General features: G+C 61.6%; 11 protein-coding genes. 9 read left to right on the forward strand and 2 right to left on the reverse strand.

Translation table 11 applies throughout. The features are described 5' to 3' along the window. The first annotated feature begins 371 nt into the window (after nt 1-371). The 5 genes from J1G18_RS08005 to J1G18_RS08025 all read left to right on the forward strand — a co-directional run bounded on the left by J1G18_RS08005 (nt 372) and on the right by J1G18_RS08025 (nt 11,062). Nucleotides 372-3,323 (forward strand): autotransporter serine protease, encoded by a 2,952-nt coding sequence (locus J1G18_RS08005; RefSeq protein WP_223007409.1) that lies wholly within the window; start codon nt 372-374, stop codon nt 3,321-3,323. A 224-nt stretch (nt 3,324-3,547) separates the two neighbouring features. Next, nucleotides 3,548-6,634 (forward strand): autotransporter serine protease, encoded by a 3,087-nt coding sequence (locus tag J1G18_RS08010; protein WP_223007410.1) that lies wholly within the window; start codon nt 3,548-3,550, stop codon nt 6,632-6,634. Nucleotides 6,635-6,690: 56 nt separating this feature from the next. After that, the gene (locus J1G18_RS08015) at nt 6,691-8,379 is read left to right on the forward strand and encodes a polyurethanase (RefSeq protein ID WP_223007411.1); all 1,689 of its coding nucleotides are present in this window, start codon (nt 6,691-6,693) and stop codon (nt 8,377-8,379) included. 216 nt (nt 8,380-8,595) lie between these two features. After that, entirely contained in the window at nt 8,596-10,449 is a 1,854-nt protein-coding gene (locus J1G18_RS08020; RefSeq protein WP_223007412.1) for a polyurethanase, read from the forward strand. A 238-nt stretch (nt 10,450-10,687) separates the two neighbouring features. Beyond that, nucleotides 10,688-11,062 carry a hypothetical protein gene (locus tag J1G18_RS08025; protein ID WP_223007413.1) on the forward strand — a complete coding sequence of 125 codons (375 nt, stop codon included), beginning with the start codon at nt 10,688-10,690 and terminating at the stop codon, nt 11,060-11,062. A 121-nt stretch (nt 11,063-11,183) separates the two neighbouring features. Here the strand turns inward: J1G18_RS08025 and J1G18_RS08030 are convergent, their stop codons facing one another. After that, nucleotides 11,184-11,408 carry a YgdI/YgdR family lipoprotein gene (locus J1G18_RS08030; protein WP_223007414.1) on the reverse strand — a complete coding sequence of 75 codons (225 nt, stop codon included), beginning with the start codon at nt 11,406-11,408 and terminating at the stop codon, nt 11,184-11,186. A gap of 205 nt (nt 11,409-11,613) precedes the next feature. On the opposite strand from J1G18_RS08030, the gene J1G18_RS08035 reads away from it, so the two are divergent. The 4 genes from J1G18_RS08035 to J1G18_RS08050 all read left to right on the forward strand — a co-directional run bounded on the left by J1G18_RS08035 (nt 11,614) and on the right by J1G18_RS08050 (nt 18,156). Beyond that, entirely contained in the window at nt 11,614-13,266 is a 1,653-nt protein-coding gene (locus J1G18_RS08035; RefSeq protein ID WP_223007415.1) for a VRR-NUC domain-containing protein, read from the forward strand. After that, nucleotides 13,263-15,554, forward strand: a complete 2,292-nt coding sequence (locus tag J1G18_RS08040) for an ATP-dependent DNA helicase (RefSeq protein WP_223007416.1) — start codon at nt 13,263-13,265, stop codon at nt 15,552-15,554. The genes J1G18_RS08035 and J1G18_RS08040 overlap by 4 nt, the downstream gene beginning before the upstream one ends. 76 nt (nt 15,555-15,630) lie before the next feature. After that, on the forward strand, nt 15,631-17,553 hold the full coding sequence (locus J1G18_RS08045) for a PAS domain-containing sensor histidine kinase (protein WP_135295852.1): 1,923 nt from the start codon (nt 15,631-15,633) through the stop codon (nt 17,551-17,553). A gap of 66 nt (nt 17,554-17,619) precedes the next feature. Further along, complete coding sequence (locus tag J1G18_RS08050; protein ID WP_047597231.1) at nt 17,620-18,156, forward strand: hypothetical protein; 537 nt, start codon at nt 17,620-17,622, stop codon at nt 18,154-18,156. 54 nt (nt 18,157-18,210) lie between these two features. Here the strand turns inward: J1G18_RS08050 and J1G18_RS08055 are convergent, their stop codons facing one another. Continuing rightward, nucleotides 18,211-18,507, reverse strand: a complete 297-nt coding sequence (locus tag J1G18_RS08055; RefSeq protein WP_007967009.1) for a hypothetical protein — start codon at nt 18,505-18,507, stop codon at nt 18,211-18,213. Nucleotides 18,508-18,660: the final 153 nt, after the last annotated feature.

Genomic DNA, 18,660 nt, shown 5'->3' on the forward strand with positions numbered 1-18,660 from the left:
CATGGCTCAAGACACCCGGATTGGCTCCCTCTCCCAGAGGGAGAGGGGACTGAATGGGGGATGTTCCAGATGGGCACCGATATGAGTGAGCGGTGCTGAATCCATAATCGACTCGGTTTCTCAGGTCGATGCATGGCTCAAGACACCCGGATTGGCTCCCTCTCCCAGAGGGAGAGGGGACTGAATGGGGGATGTTCCAGATGGGCACCGATATGAGTGAGCTGTGCTGAATCCATAATCGACTCGGTTTCTCAGGTCGATGCATGGCTCAAGACACCCGGATTGGCTCCCTCTCCCTCTGGGAGAGGGCTGGGGTGAGGGTTTTACACCGCAGAAGAACCTGCATAAAACAATAAAAGTGAGTGGTGAACATGGAAGTACGCATCAAGCCGGCAGCGGTCGGCACTCTGTTGCTCGCAGTTTCCATTGCGCAAGCCAATGCGCAGTACCTTGAAACCGGCAAGCCCGGCGATCCCGCCAGTTGGCGCAGCGCCGAATTCCAGCGTGACTGGGGCCTTGCGCGGATGCAGGCGGATCAGGCCTACGCTGCCGGCATCACCGGCAAAGGCGTGAAGATCGGCGCTCTCGACTCCGGCTTCGATGCCGCCCATCCCGAGTTCGCCAGTGACCGCTATCACCCGGTAATGGCCTCCGGCAGTTACGTCGACGGCTCGCTGTTCAACGTCAATGGCACCCTCAACCCCAACAACGATTCCCACGGCACCCACGTGGTCGGCACCATGGGCGCCAGCCGGGACGGCAACGGCATGCACGGCTTGGCGTACAACGCGCAGATCTTCGTCGGCAACACCAACAACAACGACAGCTTTCTGTTCGGCCCCAAACCCGATCCGCGTTATTTCAAAGCCGCGTATGACGCCCTGGCCGCTGCCGGCGTGCGCGCAATCAACAACAGTTGGGGCAGTCAGCCGCCGGATGTCAGCTATCGCACCCTGGCCGATCTGCATGCCGCTTACGCCCAGCACTGGAATCAGGGCACCTGGCTCGACGCGGCGGCGGACGTCTCGCGTCGTGGCGTGATCAACGTGTTCAGTGCCGGCAACAGCGGCTACCCGAACGCCAGCGTGCGCTCGGCGATGCCGTACTTTCAGCCGGACCTCGAAGGCCACTGGCTGGCAGTCTCCGGGCTGGACCAAAGCAATCAGCAGAAGTACAACCAGTGCGGCATCGCCAAATACTGGTGCATCACCACGCCGGGGGCGAAGATCGACAGCACCATTCCGGGTGGCGATTACGCAATCAAGTCCGGCACCTCGATGGCCGCGCCGCACGCTACCGGGGCACTGGCGCTGGTGATGGAACGCTACCCGTACATGAATAATCAGCAGGCGCTCGAAGTGCTGCTGACCACCGCCACGCAACTCGACGGCTCGGTTACCGATGCGCCGACCGAGCGGGTCGGCTGGGGCGTGGCCAACCTCAATCGGGCGATGCACGGGCCGGGACAATTGCTCGGCGCGTTCGATGCCAACCTGGCGGCCGGGCAAAGCGATGTCTGGAGCAATGACATCTCCGACAAGGCATTGATTCAGCGTCAGCGCGAAGACCTCGCCGAACACAGCGCCTGGCAGCAAACCCTGCAGGACAAGGGCTGGCAGAACGGTATTCCGGCCGGCGCCAGTCAGCAGGATCAGACTGACTACGCGGTGGGCATGGCGCGTGATGCCGCAGCGGCGACCCGGGTCTATCAGGGCAGCCTGATCAAGTCCGGGGCAGGGCGCTTGCTGCTGACCGGCGACAACACTTTCCGTGGCCCGACCACGGTCAATGGCGGCGTGCTCAGCGTCAATGGCTCGCTGGCCTCGGCGGTGACCGTCAACGACAGCGGCACCCTCGGCGGTTCCGGGCGGATCGCCTCGTTGCTCGCCAACAGCGGCGGCCGCGTAGCGCCGGGCAACTCCATCGGCACCTTGAACGTGGCCGGCGACGTGACCTTCGCCCCGGGCTCGACCTACGCGGTGGAGCTGTCACCGATCAGCAGCGACCGCATCGTCGCCGGCGGCGTCGCGAGCATCAGCGGTGCCACGGTCAGCCTTTCGCTGGAAAACAGTCCGACCCTGCTCAGCACCACTGAAACCCGCAGCCTGCTCGGCCATTCGTACGACATTCTGCAAGCGGCCGGCGGCATTCAGGGCCAGTTCGGCGCGGTGCTGCCGGATTACCTGTTCATCGGCGGCAACCTCGACTACACGGCCAACGCCATTCAGCTCGACATTCAGCGCAACGCCACCTCGTTCGCCAGCGTCGGGCAGACCCCGAATCAGCGTGCGGTGGCGGCCGCCGTCGAAGGCCTCGGCGCCGGCAATTCGGTGTACGAAAGCCTGCTGCTGTCGGCGTCTGCCGCCTCGGCGCAGCAAGCCTTCCAGCAATTGAGCGGCGAAATCTACCCGGCGCTCGGCTCGATGCTGATCAATGACAGCCGCCAGTTGCGCGACGCGGTCGGTGAGCGTCTGCACGATGCCAACGCCACGCAAAGCAATGGCTGGATCAAGGCCCTCGGCGCCTGGGGTTCGACCAACTCAGGTAACGACACCTCGCGCTACAGCACCTCAATCGGCGGTTTGCTCGCCGGTGTTGACGGCGCGCTGGACGAGCAGACGCGCATCGGTCTGGTCACCGGTTACAGCGACAGCTCGCTGAACATGGGCTCGGACACGCATTCGTCGGCCAAGGTCGACAGCTATCACCTCGGCGCTTACGCCGGTCATGACATCGGCGCCTGGCGCCTGAGCACTGGCGCGGCCTACAGCTGGCATCGCGCCGATGTGAAGCGCGATCTGCAATACGGTGACGTCAGCGCCAAACAGAAAGCCAAGGTCGATGCGGCGACCACGCAGGTTTTCGGTGAAGCGGCTTACCGGCTGAACCTGCAGCCGCTGGCACTGGAGCCGTTCGCCAACCTCGCTTACGTGCATCTGGATACCGAAGGCTTCACGGAAAAGGGCGACGCGGCGGCGCTGAAAAGCTCCGGCGACCAGCGTGATGCGGTCCTCAGCACCCTCGGTGTGCGTGCGGTTAAGCGCTTCAATTTGTCGGCGCAACAGGCACTGGACGTCAGCGGCCACCTCGGCTGGCAGCACAGCCTCAGCGACATCGACGCCGAACAGCATCTGCGCTTTGCCAGCGGTAGCACACCGTACGCGGTCGAGAGTTCGGCATTGGTGCGTGACGCGGCGCTGGTCGGCGTACAAGCCAGCCTGGCGTTGAGCAAGGACGTGCGGGTCAACCTCGATTACAACGGACAACTGGCTAACCGCGAGAAGAGTCATGGGGTTGGGTTGAGCCTGAATTGGCAGTTCTGAAACAAACCCCGCAGGTCAGGTGAACGCACACTTGTGGCGAGGGGATTTATCCCCGATCGACTGCGCAGCAGTCGCTCACCCGGACAACTCGGTTACTGGAAACTGCTCGGGGTCGCTTCGCGACCCATCGGGGATAAATCCCCTCACCACAAGCGTTATTTCCCATGCCCAGGTGTGGGCCTGGTACACGGATTTTTCGCAACAACACTAAGGAAGGTCGCTGGATGAATAACAACAAAACCCCCGCGCAAACGGGCGGTCGCTTCGCCATGAAAACCCTCAATTGCGCCATGCTCTGCGCACTGACCACCTGGGGCACCGCGCACGCGGCGCCTTACGTGGAAAGCGGCCGCACTGGCGATCCCGCCAGTTGGCGCAGTGCCGAATTCAAGGCTGACTGGGGCCTGGGCGCCATCGGCGCGGATTACGCCTACGCCGCCGGTTACACCGGTAAAGGCGTGAAGCAGGGGATCTTTGACCAGCCGGTGTACGCCGCGCACCCGGAGTTCTCCGGTGCCAATAAAGTCATCACCCTGGTCACCAGCGGGATCCGCGAATACACCGACCCGTACATCCCGGTCAAAGCCGGGGACGCGTTCCGCTATGACGGTTCGCCTTCGGTCGGTTCCGACGGCAAGCTCGGTGCCCACGGCACCCACGTCGGTGGCATCGCTGCCGGCAGCCGTGACGGCGGGCCGATGCACGGCGTGGCGTTCGGTGCGCAGATCATCAGCGCGGATAACGGCGACCCGGGCCCGGAAGACGGCATCGTCCGTGGCAACGACGGCGCGGTGTACAAGGCCGGTTGGGATGCGCTGATCGCCAGTGGCGCGCGGATCATCAACAACAGCTGGGGCATCGGCATCACTGACCGTTTCGACCTCGGCGGCCGCGACCCGGCGTATCCGCACTTCACCGTCAACGACGCGCAAGTGCAGTTCAACGAGATCCGCACACTGCTCGGCACCAAGCCCGGCGGCGCCTACGACGGCGCCATCGCCGCCGCCCGCAGCGGCATCGTGACGATCTTCGCCGCCGGTAACGATTACAACCTGAACAACCCGGACGCCATCGCCGGCCTCGGCTACTTCGTGCCGGACATCGCGCCGAACTGGATCACCGTCGCCGCGTTGCAGAAGAACCCGGATCTGGCCAGCGCCAATCCGTACATCATGAGTACGTTTTCCTCGCGCTGCGGCTACACCGCGAGCTTCTGCGTCTCGGCGCCGGGCACGCAGATCTACAGCTCGATCATCAGCGGCACCAACGCCGATAACCTGACCACCGGCTACAAGAACTACAACGGCACCTCGATGGCCGCACCGCATGTGGCGGGCTCGATGGCGGTGTTGATGGAGCGCTTCCCGTACATGACGGGCGATCAGGTCGCCACGGTGCTGCGTACCACCGCCACCGACCTCGGCGCACCGGGCGTCGACGCCTTGTACGGCTGGGGCATGATCAACCTGCGCAAAGGCATCGACGGCCCGGCGATGTTCGTCACCGAGCAGGACATCCCGGAAGAGTTCCGCATTCAGGGGGCCTACGGTTCCGGGCAGTTTGTCGCGGACTTGCCGGGCATCGGCGCGATCATCGACAAGGGCAAACCGACCGAGCGCCTGTGCACCGACATCACTTGCGGCCTCGACACCTGGCGCAACGACATTTCCGGTCACGGCGGCCTGACCAAGCAGGGCATCGGCACGCTGGTGCTGACCGGCAACAACACCTACAGCGGCCCGACTCTGGTCAATCAGGGGCGTCTGGCGATCAATGGCTCGCTGGCTTCGGCGGTCACGGTCAACGACAGCGGCATCCTCGGCGGTAACGGCCGCATCGGTGCACTGACCGCGAAAAGCGGCGGTACCGTCGCCCCGGGCAACTCGATCGGCACGCTGAACGTCGCCGGTGACGTGACCTTCGAGCGCGGTTCGACCTACGCGGTGGAAGTCTCGCCGACCAGCAGCGACAAGATCGTTGCTGGTGGCAAAGCGGTGATCGATGGCGCCACGGTCAGTCTGTCGCTGGAAAACAGCCCGACCTTGCTGACGACGACTGAAGTGAAGAGCCTGCTGGGTTCGCAGTTCAACATCCTGCAAGCGGCCGGTGGCATCCAAGGACAGTTCGGGCAAGTGCTGCCGAACTACGCGTTCCTCGGCGGCACCCTGGCGTACTCGGCAAACGGCGTGCAACTGGACGTCGGGCGCAACGGCGCGTCGTTCGCCAGTGTCGGCCTGACGCCGAACCAGCGTGCGGTTGGCGCGGCTGCCGAGGGTCTGGGCGCGGGCAATGCGCTGTTCGAAACCCTGCTGCTTTCGCCGAATGCGGCCTCGGCGCAACAAGCCTTCCAGCAACTGTCCGGCGAGATTCATCCCGCCATTGGGACGATGCTGATCAACGACAGTCGCTACCTGCGTGAAGCGGTGGGCGAGCGTCTGCGTGAGCGTGATCTGTTCAATGCCGACGCACCGACCGACGACCGCAGCAACGCCTGGGTCAAGGTGCTGGGGTCGTGGGGCAAGAGCGATGGCGGCCATGAAAACGCCGACTCCAACAGCTCCATTGGCGGGCTGCTGGCCGGTGTCGACGGTTTGATTGCTGAAGATACGCGTCTGGGTTTCGTTACCGGTTATAGCGACAGCTCGTTGAACATGGGCAGCGACACGCATTCGTCGGCCTCGGTCGACAGCTACCACCTGGGTGCGTACCTGGGGCATCAGATTGATGCGCTGCGTCTGACCGCCGGTGCGGCTTACAGCTGGCATCGCGTGGATGTGAAGCGTGATCTGCAGTTCGCGGGCGTCAATGGCAAAGAGAAAACCAAGCACGATGCGGCGACCACTCAGGTGTTCACCGAAGCGGCTTACGATCTGCGCCTGCAACCGTTGAATCTGGAGCCGTTCGCCAACCTGTCGTACGTGCACTTGAACACCGACAGCTTCACCGAGAAGGGTGATGCTGCGGCGCTCAAGAGCGGCGAAGACAACCGCGACGTGGTGCTGTCGACCCTTGGTGTGCGTGCCAAGCGCAGCTTCGCGCTGTCGGACAAACATCGGTTGGAACTGGGCGCGACCCTCGGCTGGCAGCACAACCTGAGCAGTGTCGATGCTGACAGCCACCTGGCCTTCGCCAATGGCAACAGCGCCTTCACTGTGCAGAGTGTGTCGATGGATCGTGATGCGGCGGTGGTCGGCGTACGCGCCGGGCTGGCGCTCAATCGCGATGTCCGGGTCAACCTGGACTACAACGGACTGATCGGTAACAACGAGAAGGACCACGGTGTGGGTCTGACCCTCGACTGGCAGTTCTAAAAGCGTGCCGGCAGTCCCTTGGGGGCTGCCGGTTTTGAAGGAAGAGAGAGCACAACATGGGATTGTTCGATTATAAAAATGCCGACGGCAAAGCGTTGTACAGCGATGCCATCGCACTGACGCTGTATGCCTACACGCCAACCGGCCAGCCGTTGCCGGCCACCGCCTGGAAACCGCTCAGCACCGCGGCGCTGGGTTATCAGGGCAAGGTCGGCGCCCAAGGCACGTTCTTCGGCGAGAAGGACGGCTTCACCAGCGCCGAGGCCGAGGTGCTCGGCAAGTACGACGCCGGCGGCAAGCTGATCGGCATCGGCGTGGCCTTTCGCGGCACCGGCGGGCTGGGTTACAGCGACACCTTCGGCGACATGAAGAACAACCTGCTGGCCGCCATCGGGCCGTCGGATTACGCGAGCAACTACGCGAAAAATGCCTTCGACAACCTGCTCAAGTCCGTTGCCGCGTTTGCCATCGCCAACGGCATCGCCGCCAAGGACGTGCTGTTCAGCGGCCACAGCCTCGGCGGGCTAGGGGTCAACAGCGTGGCCGAGTTGAGTGCCAGCAACTGGGGCGGTTTCTTCAAGGATGCCAACTACATCGCGTTCGCTTCGCCGACCCAGAGCAGCACCGGCAATAACGTGCTGAACATCGGTTACGAAAACGATCCGGTGTTCCGTGCGTTGGACGGCACCACGTTCAGCAGCGGGTCGCTGGGCAAGCACGACGGGGCGCATGAGTCGACCACCGACAACATCGTCAACTTCACCGACAACTATGCGTCCACCGCGCAGAACCTGGTGCCGTTCAGCATCGTCAATCCGCTGAACTGGTCGGCCCATAGCTCGCTCGGGTATGCCGATGGCTTGAACCGGGTGATCGATTCGAAGTTCTACAACCTCACGCTCAAGGACTCGACCCTCATCGTCTCCAACCTTGAGGAATCGTCCCGGGGCAAGACCTGGGTCGAGGATCTGGGGCGCAGCGGCGAGCCGCACACCGGTAGCACCTTCATCATCGGTACCAACAGCAACGACTGGCTCAAGGGCGGGGCGGGTAACGACTTCCTCGAAGGCCTGGGCGGCGATGACCGCTTCCGCGATGACGGTGGTTTCAACATCCTCCTCGGTGGCCAGGGCCACAACACCTTCGAGCTGCAGAAACCGCTGCAGAACTTCAGCTTCGCCAACGACGGTGACGGCACGCTGTACGTGCGCGACGCCTACGGCGGCATCAGCATGACCCGCGACATCGGCGCGCTGGTGAGCAAGGAGTCGGGTTCGTGGTGGGGCAGCAAGGAAATCACCTGGGGTGTCACGGCCAAGGGTTTGACCAATGGCAGCGAACTGACCCAGTACACCCATTCGCTCAACGGCCATGCGTATGGCAACGCATTACACGCCAGCGCCGAGGGTGACTGGCTGTTCGGGCTGGGTGGCGATGACAAGCTGATCAGCGACAAGGGCCACGTAACCTTCGTCGGCGGCGCCGGCAACGACGTGATGACGGCGGTGGGTGGCAACAACACCTTCCTGTTCAGCGGCGCGTTCGGTTTTGATGCAATCAATGGTTACCAGGGCAGCGACAAACTGGTGTTCATGGGCGTCGAAGGCGCGGGGCAGGGCTACGACTACAAGCAGCATGCTGTGCAGTCGGGGGCCGATACCGTGCTGAAGATTGGCGAATATGCCGTGACCCTGGTCGGGGTGGGAGTGGCTAACCTGTCGGACTCGGCGTTCGTGTTCGCCTAGCTCCTTGTTAAGACAAACCCTGTAGGAGTGAGCCTGCTCGCGATCGCGGTCAGTCAGTCTCCATCCATGTTGCCTGACACGGTCTCATCGCGAGCAGGCTCACTCCTACAGTTAAAAGCAATGCAAGTAGTACTGAAATGCTCCGGGGCGTGCCCGTGAGGGGCGCCCTGGCTGTGAGCTATCTCTGACAATTCCAACAAAAGAGAGGCAATAGCAATGGGTGTGTATGACTACAAGAACTTCGGCACAGCCGATTCCAAGGCGCTGTTCAGCGATGCCATGGCGATCACGCTGTATTCCTACCACAACCTCGATAACGGCTTTGCCGCCGGTTATCAGCACAACGGCTTCGGCCTCGGCCTGCCGGCCACGTTGGTCACCGCACTGCTCGGCGGTACTGATTCGCAAGGGGTGATTCCCGGTATTCCGTGGAACCCCGACTCGGAAAAACTCGCCCTTGACGCCGTGAAAAAAGCTGGCTGGACACCGATCACCGCCTCGCAACTGGGCTACGACGGCAAGACCGACGCGCGCGGAACCTTCTTCGGTGAGAAGGCCGGTTACACCACCGCTCAGGTGGAAATCCTCGGCAAGTACGACGCCCAGGGCCATCTCACGGAAATCGGCATCGCCTTTCGCGGCACCAGCGGCCCGCGGGAAAACCTGATCCTCGATTCCATCGGCGACGTGATCAACGACCTGCTGGCAGCGTTCGGTCCCAAGGACTACGCCAAGAATTACGTCGGCGAAGCGTTCGGCAATCTACTGAATGACGTGGTGGCGTTCGCCAAGGCCAACGGCCTCAGCGGCAAGGACGTGCTGGTCAGCGGCCACAGCCTCGGCGGGTTGGCGGTCAACAGCATGGCTGACCTGAGTGGCGGCAAGTGGGGCGGATTCTTCGCCGATTCCAACTACATCGCCTACGCCTCGCCGACCCAGAGCAGCACCGACAAAGTGCTCAACGTCGGTTACGAAAACGATCCGGTGTTCCGCGCCCTCGACGGCTCGACCTTCACCGGCGCCTCGGTCGGCGTGCACGACGCGCCCAAGGAATCGGCCACCGACAACATCGTCAGCTTCAACGATCACTACGCCTCGACCGCGTGGAATCTGCTGCCGTTCTCGATTCTCAATATCCCGACCTGGATCTCGCATCTGCCGACCGCTTACGGCGACGGCATGAACCGCATCATCGAGTCGAAGTTCTACGACCTGACCAGCAAGGACTCGACGATCATCGTCGCCAACCTGTCGGACCCGGCGCGGGCCAACACCTGGGTGCAGGATCTGAACCGCAACGCCGAAACCCACAAGGGCAGCACGTTCATCATCGGCAGTGACAGTAATGACCTGATCCAGGGCGGCAGCGGCAACGACTACCTCGAAGGTCGCGCCGGCAATGACACTTTCCGTGACGGTGGTGGCTACAACGTGATTCTCGGTGGCGCCGGCAACAACACCCTCGATTTGCAGAAGTCGGTGAACACCTTCGACTTCGCCAACGACGGCGCCGGCAATCTGTACGTGCGCGACGCCAACGGCGGGATCAGCATCACCCGCGACATCGGTAGCATCGTCACCAAGGAGCCGGGCTTTCTCTGGGGGCTGTTCAAGGACGACGTGACCCACAGCGTCACGGCCAGCGGTCTGAAGGTCGGCAGCAACGTCACTCAGTATGAGTCCAGCGTGAAGGGCACCAATGGCGCCGATACGCTCAAGGCGCATGCCGGCGGTGACTGGTTGTTTGGTCTGGATGGCAACGATCATTTGATTGGCGGCGTCGGCAATGATGTGTTTGTCGGTGGCGCCGGTAATGACCTGATGGAATCGGGGGGCGGGGCGGATACGTTCCTGTTCAACGGCGCGTTCGGTCAGGATCGGGTGGTGGGTTTTACGTCGAACGACAAACTGGTGTTCCTTGGCGTCCAGGGTGTGTTGCCCAATGATGACTTCCGCGCGCATGCCTCGATGGTGGGGCAGGACACGGTGCTGAAGTTTGGCGGGGATTCGGTGACATTGGTTGGGGTGGCGCTGAATAGCCTCAGTGCCGATGGAATTGTGATCGCCTGATGCATCCGTAACCTGTGGCGAGGGAGCTTGCTCCCGCTGGGTCGCGAAGCGGCCCTGAAGATTTTGTGAGCGCTACGCGCTCAAGCGGGAGCAAGCTCCCTCGCCACAACTCGGTATCAAAAGTGACTCAACAGCCACACCCTGACTCAAAAGCTCTGCAAACAGCAAAAGCGGCCTAAAGCCAGCACGTGCACACACGTTCTATAGCCAGCCGCCATCGAGTACAGGAGATGCACACGTGAAAAGGTTCAAGGGGTATGTCGGGATTGTCGGACTGGCGCTGTTATCGGCCAATGCCTGGGCCGATCTGCCTCAAACCTCGATTCTGAGCCGCTACGGCATCAGCAGCGATCAACTGCCGAAACCGGAAAAGACTGAAGTGGTCGAGCCGATGGAAGAGAAAAGCCTGTTTCAGATTCAGCCCGAACAGCCGTTCGTGACGTTTCGGCGCGGTGATGACAAACAAGCGCAAGCCACTGGCAATCTGAGCATTGACCGCATGACCCAACAGGATCTGGAGCGCTGCCGGCGTCTGCAAGCGGAGCTGGCGCGGCGCGGTGAGCAGTATTTCAGCTGTGATCACAGCATTGTGGGTCTGCCTGCTTTCGAATAACCCAGGCGGATAAAACTTCCCCTGTAGGAGCTGCCGCAGGCTGCGATCTTTTGATTTTGATCTTGAAAAACAAAGTCAAAAGATCGCAGCCTTCGGCAGCTCCTACAGGGTTATCGGGTGGTCAGTCTTCTTTGCGCACCGTCGCGACCTCGTCGCCGCGGACTTTCACCTTGGTTCCGGAAATATCCTCGAACTCATAGAACCCGTCCTTGTTCTTGGTTTTCGGCATGTCCTTGGTCAAATACTGGGTGCCGTTCTGCAAGGTGACCACCGTCGGCGTCGAGCAGCCGCCCAATGTCAGCAGGGCCGCTACCGCCAGGGGAAGACCCAGAGTCTTGATGTTCATACCCACCTCAAATACCTCATTCCATATCAATTGACCGACTTCGGTCTCTAACGCGGTTGGTGCCATCGAACCGGGAAAAGTTCGATGGCACCCTGAAAAAATCCCGATTGCCGCTGCCACTGATCTTTTTCCGTTTGCACGCGACGGGGCAGAGCTGGTATCTGTACGCATAACCAGTATTCGCTCGCCATGGCCCTGAATTCCCGTGACTGCCAACCCGCTCGACAATCCGTTCTATTACCTCAACAACTTCCGGCAAGTGCTTGATTGGCTTGAACTTCGCTATGCCGATGTGATGAGCGAATCCGAGCACGGCTTTATCCGCGACTTCAAGGCCTTGTCACGCGCTTCGCAGGGTTTGCTGGTGCGCATGATAATGCGCAAGGGCGTGCATTTCCGCTTCGGCAAACTCAACTACCCGGAAATCGGGGACATCAGCAACGCCGCGCAGCCGTTGTTGCGTCACGGCTGGCTCGACGATCAGGCTTTGTTGAGCATGCCCGAAGTTTTCGACGTGTTGCTCAAGGCTGAACTGCTGCAGGCGTTCGGCAGCTTTATCGAGCAACCCAAGGGCCGCAAGGACGACTGGCTGCCGGCGCTCGCCGAGCAATTCAGCGAGTCGCGCAGCCTCTCCGATTGGGCACCGACGCTCGGCGACCGCTTGCTCAGCCTGACCATCATGGACCTGTGCGACCGCCTGCGTCTGATGTTCTTCGGCAACCTGTATCAGGACTGGTCGGAATTCGTCCTCGCCGACCTCGGGATCTTTACCTACGAAAAAGTCGAGTTCTGCGCCGACTCCCGTGGTCTGCGCAGTCGAGAGGACGTTGACGCCTGCCTGTTCCTGCATCAGTGTCAACAGCGTTTCGAAGCCGGTGAACCGTTGGAGCCCATTGTCGAGCAGGTCAGCGCGCTGCAGTTCGACAACCCGTGGCTGCAACGGCGGCGTGGCAAGGTGCTGTTCCAGATCGGCCAGTATTGCGAGCGCATCACTGAGTTCGCCCTGGCGCTGAGCATTTACCGCGATTGCGCCTACCCCGGCGCCCGTCAGCGAATGATCCGCGTGCTGGAGCGCTGTGGCGAATACGCACTGGCGCTGGAGCTCGCCAGCCTCGCCGAACAGGCGCCGGAAAGCGCTGCGGAGCAGCAGAGTCTGCAACGGATGCTGCCACGGCTGCGACGCAAACTCGGCGGGCCACCGCTCAAACGGGCAACGCCACGCCCGGTCGAGCGCCTTGATCTGCAACTGCCGCGCACTGATCCGGGATTGTCAGTGGAGTTTTACGTGCAGGCGCATTTGCACGAAGACAGCGGCCCGGTGCACTACGTCGAGAACAGCCTGATCAACTCGCTGTTCGGCCTGTTGTGCTGGCCGGCGATTTTTGCGCCGCTGCCGGGAGCGTTCTTTCATCCGTTTCAGCGCGGGCCGGTGGATCTGCTCAACGAAGACTTTCAGCAACGCCGCGCCGAACTGTTTCAGGCTTGCCTCGACCAACTCGACGACGGCCGTTATGCGGCGACCATTCGTGAGCGCTTCGCCGCCAAATGGGGCGTGCAGTCGCCGTTCGTGTTCTGGGGCGCGTTGAATGAGCAACTGCTGGAGCAGGCGCTGGCGTGTTTGCCGGCGGAACACCTCAAGCAATGGTTCAATCGCCTGCTGCTCGACATCAAGGCCAATCGCGCCGGCATGCCGGATCTGATCCAGTTCTGGCCGCAGCACAAGACCTACCGCATGATCGAAGTCAAAGGCCCCGGTGACCGCTTGCAGGACAACCAACTGCGCTGGCTGGAATTTTGCCACCAACACCAGATGCCGGTCGCCGTGTGCTACGTGCAATGGGCGGAGCAGAGCGCTTGAGCTACAGCATTGCCGTCCGCGCGCTGTGCGAGTTCACCGCCAAGACCGGCGACCTCGACCTGCGTTTTACCCCTTCGCCGACAGCCCTCGAAGGCATGCTCGGGCACCGCACCGTGGCCTCGCGGCGCAACGACAAATACCAAAGCGAGGTGGCACTGGAAGGCGAGTTTCTGCAGTTGAAGGTCAGGGGCAGGGCGGACGGCTATGACCCGGCGCAGAACTGTCTGGAAGAAGTCAAAACCTATCGCGGTGACCTGAGCAGGCAACCGGCCAACCATCGGCAGTTGCATTGGGCGCAGGCGAAAATCTACGGCTGGCTGATGTGTCGCAAGCTGGAGCTTGCGCAGATCAATCTGGCGCTGGTGTATTTCGACATCGTCAGCGAAAAGGAAACCTGTCTGGTCGAGTCCTTCAATGCTCCAGCCTTGCAGGATTTTTTCGAACAGCAATGCCGGTTGTTCCTGAACTGGGCCGAGCAAGAAATGGCCCATCGCGAGGCGCGCAATCTGGCCGCGCAGCAATTGAGCTTTCCCCACGCCGACTTTCGCCCCGGCCAGCGGCATCTGGCCGAATCGGTGTTCAAAGCGGTCAGCACCGGCCGCTGCCTGATGGCCCAGGCGCCCACCGGGATCGGTAAAACCCTCGGCACGCTGTTCCCGATGCTCAAGGCGCTGGCGCCGCAGCAACTGGACAAGGTGTTCTTCCTGACCGCCAAGACCCCGGGGCGCAAACTGGCGCTGGATGCCAGTCAGGTGTTGTTCGATCAGTCTGAACGCTTGCCGCTGCGGGTGCTGGAGATGGTCGCCCGCGACAAGGCCTGCGAACACCCGGACAAAGCCTGTCACGGTGAGTCCTGCCCGTTGGCCCAGGGCTTTTATGATCGCCTGCCCGCCGCCCGGCAAGCGGCCAGCCGGATCAATCTGCTCGATCAGGCGGCGATGCGCGAAGTGGCCCGTGAGCACACGGTTTGCCCGTACTACCTGAGCCAGGAAATGGCCCGCTGGGCCGATGTGGTGGTGGCGGACTACAACTATTACTTCGATTTCAGCGCGCTGCTGTTCGGCCTCGCTCAGCTTAACCAGTGGAAGGTTGCGGTGCTGGCGGATGAAGCGCACAACCTGGTCGAACGTGGGCGTTCGATGTACAGCGCCAGTCTCGATCAGGCCGCGCTGGCCAGTGTGCGCAAGACTGCCCCCGAAGTGCTGAAAAAATCCCTGCAACGGGTCAACCGTGAATGGAACGCGCTGCATCAGCCGCAACTGGCGCCGTATCAGGCCTACGACAAGGCCCCGGAGAAGCTGCTGCAAGCGGTGTCGCTGTGCAGTGCGGCCATCGGCGACTACCTCAATGATCATCCGCAGGGACTCGACAGCGCACTGCAAACCTTCTACTTCGACATGCTGCAGTTCGGCCGGGTGGCGGAGCTGTTCGACGAGCATTACCTGTTCGACATCAGCAAGCGCGACCTTGAGCGCAAGCGGCCGCTGTCGCAGTTGTGCCTGCGCAACGTGGTGCCGGCGGCGTTCATCGGCCCGCGCCTGAAAGCGGCGCGCAGCAGCGTGTTGTTCTCGGCGACGCTGAGCCCGCGACGCTATTACGCCGATCTGCTCGGCACGCCCGCCGACACGGTATGCATAGACGTCGAATCACCCTTCAGCGCCGAACAGCTGCAAGTGCAGATCGTCAGCCGTATCTCCACGCGCTTCAATCATCGCCAGGCGTCGCTGGAACCGATCGTCGAGCTGATCGCCCGCCAGTTCAGCGAGCGCCCGGGCAATTACCTGGCGTTCTTCAGCAGCTTCGATTACCTGCAACAAGTGCTGACGCTGCTCGCCGAACGCCATCCGCAGATCAATCTGTGGCAGCAGTCCCGGGGCATGGCCGAAGGACAGCGGCAGGCGTTTCTCGATCAGTTCACCGCCGACAGTCAGGGCATTGGCTTCGCCGTGTTGGGCGGTGCGTTTGGCGAGGGCATCGACTTGCCCGGAGCACGGCTGATCGGCGCGTTCATTGCGACCCTGGGGCTGGCCCAGCTCAACCCGGTCAACGAACAGTTGAAACGGCGCATGGCGGCGATTTTCGGCGCCGGTTACGACTACACCTATCTGTATCCGGGCGTGCAGAAAGTGGTGCAGGCCGCCGGGCGGGTGATCCGCACCCGTGAAGATCGTGGCGTGGTGATGCTGATCGATGACCGCTTCGCCGAACCGCGCATTCAGCAACTGCTGCCACGCTGGTGGTCGCTCGGCACCGACTCGTCCTCAATCAACCCATTGATCATGCCGTGAATAGAGGCGCGTTTGCACCTTCCCATGGCGCCGGATTGCCGCATACTTGCGCTAATGAAAACCAGCGGTGAATCTGATGAGTGACAACCCGAGCAAAACTGCCGCGATCGAGCAGATGCGTTTTCGTCTGCTGATCGATGCGGTGGTCGATTATGCGATTTACATGATCGACCCGGACGGCATCATCACCAGCTGGAACTCCGGCGCCAAACGCTTCAAGGGCTACGAAGAGGCGGAAATTCTCGGCGAGCATTTCTCGCGCTTCTATACCGCCGATGATCGTGCGGCTGGCCTGCCGCAACGTGCGCTCGACACGGCGCTGCACGAAGGACGGTTCGAAGGCGAAGGCTGGCGGGTGCGCAAGGATGGCACCAGTTTCTGGTGCCATGTGGTCATCGATCCGATCATTGATCCCAACGGCAAAGTGCTCGGCTATGCCAAGATCACCCGTGACCTGACCGACCGCAAGATGGCCGAGGAAACCCTCAAGCAAAGCGAACAGCAGTTTCGCCTGCTGGTGCAGGGTGTCACCGATTATGCGATCTACATGCTCAGCCCCGAAGGTCGTGTGAGCAACTGGAATCAGGGCGCCCAGCGGATCAAGGGGTACCAGCCGGAAGAAATCATCGGCCAGCATTTTTCGATTTTCTACACCCCGGAAGACCGTGTGGCCGGCGAACCGCAACGGGCGCTGGAGATTGCCACCCGCGAGGGCCGTTTCGAGAACAAGAGCTGGCGCATGCGCAAGGATGGCACGCGGTTTCTGGCCCACGTGGTGGTCGATGCCATTCGCGGCGAAACCGGCACGCTGCTCGGGTTTGCCAAGATCACCCGCGATGTCACCGAAGCCCATGAGTCGCAAGTGGCGCTGGAAAAGACCCGCGAAGCGCTGTTTCAGGCGCAGAAGATGCAGGCCATCGGTCAGCTCAGCGGCGGCATCGCCCATGACTTCAACAATCTGCTGACGGTGATTCTGGGCAATCTGGAGATTCTGCAAAAACGCATCGGTGACGACCCGAAAAACAGTCGTCTGCTGGAAAACGCCACGCAGGGTGCATTGCGTGGCGTATCGCTGACCCAACGCATGCTGGCCTTCGCCCGCCGTCAGGAACTCAAGACCGAGCCGGTCGATATCCCGCAACTGGTGCAAGGCATCACTGGGCTGTTGCGCAGCTCGATCGGCCCCGGGATTCGCATCGAGACACGCTTTCCCGAGGATCTGCAACCGGTGCTGGCCGACAGCAACCAACTGGAACTGGCGTTGCTCAATCTGGCGACCAACGCCCGCGACGCCATGGCCGACGGTGGCAGCCTGTGCATTTGCGCGCAGCCGGAAGTCGTGCTTGAGCAAAGCCATTCGTCAATGGCGGCGGGACGCTATGTGTGCCTGAGCGTGATCGACACGGGTGAGGGCATGGACGAAGCCACGCTGGGTTCGGCCAGGGATCCGTTTTTCACCACCAAGGGCGTGGGCAAGGGCACCGGGCTGGGCCTGTCGATGGTGCATGGCTTTATCGAGCAACTGGGCGGCCGTTTCATTCTCAAGAGCGAAAAAGGCCATGGCACCCGCGCTGAAATGTGGATACCGGTGGCGCTGGCCGGGGAGACGGCAAAAAACCTCTACCCGGCGGTCAAACCGGTGTTGGTGCCGCGCCTCAGCGTGCTGGTGGTGGACGACGATTCGCTGGTGATGACCAGCACCACGCTGCTGCTCGAAGACCTTGGCCATCGCGTGATCAGCGCCACGTCCGGTGCCAAGGCGCTGGCGTTGTTCGAGCAGGGCGAAGTCATCGACCTGATGATCACCGACATGGCCATGCCGCAGATGAGCGGCGCGCAACTGGCGCATGCGGTGCGTTTGCTCAAGCCGGATCTGCCGATCATTCTGGCCACCGGTTACGCCGAACGTCTGGAAGGCTTTGCCGCGCAATTGCCGCGTCTGCCCAAGCCATTCACCCAGCTCAACCTGGTGGAAATCATCGCGCAGTCGATGAAGTGAATCCGCCTGAACTTGTCAGTGGCGAGGGCCTTCTAAAAGGTTTCCCCGCCACGGAGTGCGCGTCCCTTGCCCCGCATACTGACTCAGCCCAGCGCTGAAGAGCACCTGACCGAACACGATGCCAAGATGTTCGGCTCACCTAAGGAACGGCTGGATTTCTATCGCAAGGAAATCCAGTACGAAACCAGCATCCTCGCCAATCGCACCGATGCCTATCTCGCGGCGCAGTCGTTTCTGGTGATTGCCTTCGCTTCGTGCATGGCCAACCTCAACCCCGAGTGGGGCAAGCTGTTCACGCTGGTGGTGCCGCCGTTTCTCGCACTGCTCGGGCTGCTCAGTTCGCTCAACGCCTGGCCGGGGATTCGTGCGGCGTACGACATCATCGATCACTGGCACTACAAGCAGAGCGAGTTGTTGCGCAGCGAGCCGATCATGGGCATGGCTTACGACGAGTCGCCGCTGTTCAGTGAAATGGAGTCGAGCCACAAGGGCTATCGCAAGTCGCTGTTGTTTTCGGTGCGCACGCCATGGATCTTCGCCACGTTCTGGATCCTGCTCGGAGCTTATGCAGTGTTCATTCAGGTGACCAACCCCGGGGGCTGAACGCCGCCCAAAGAAAAAGCCCGGACATCGCTGCCGGGCTTTTTCTTGTGTGCTTTATTCGACGGTTTCAAGTTGCCGACGCAATTCCTGCGAGTGATGCGGTGACATTGGAATCGGCGGGAAGTCTTCGTTGAGGACGCACAAGTGATCGATGGCTTCCTCGAACTTCGCATCGGCTTTGCGGCGCAGTGCTCGATAGTGCTCAAACTGTTCGAGGTCCAGATTGTCCGCTTCCAGCAGCTCGTAAGCCGCTCGGTTGAGGGCGTGGGCATCTTCGAACAGTTGACGATTGCGTTCCAGGGCCAAAGCCCTGCAAGCCTTGATTTGTGCCGGAGTCGAGCATTCTTTCATGACCGTGACCTTGTTATCCAAAGATTCCTCTTCATGGGCTGCAAGCCGCAGGGGAACCGAACCTGCCGGACCCCGCCGAGTGCATCCAGCGAGGGGTTATGGTTGTGACTGTCGGTTTTGGCCGAGGGATCCATTTATTTTCAGAAAAAACTT

The sequence above is a fragment of the Pseudomonas sp. MIS38 genome (genome assembly GCF_019891575.1).
GTDB classification, from domain to species: Bacteria; Pseudomonadota; Gammaproteobacteria; order Pseudomonadales; family Pseudomonadaceae; genus Aquipseudomonas; species Aquipseudomonas putida_A.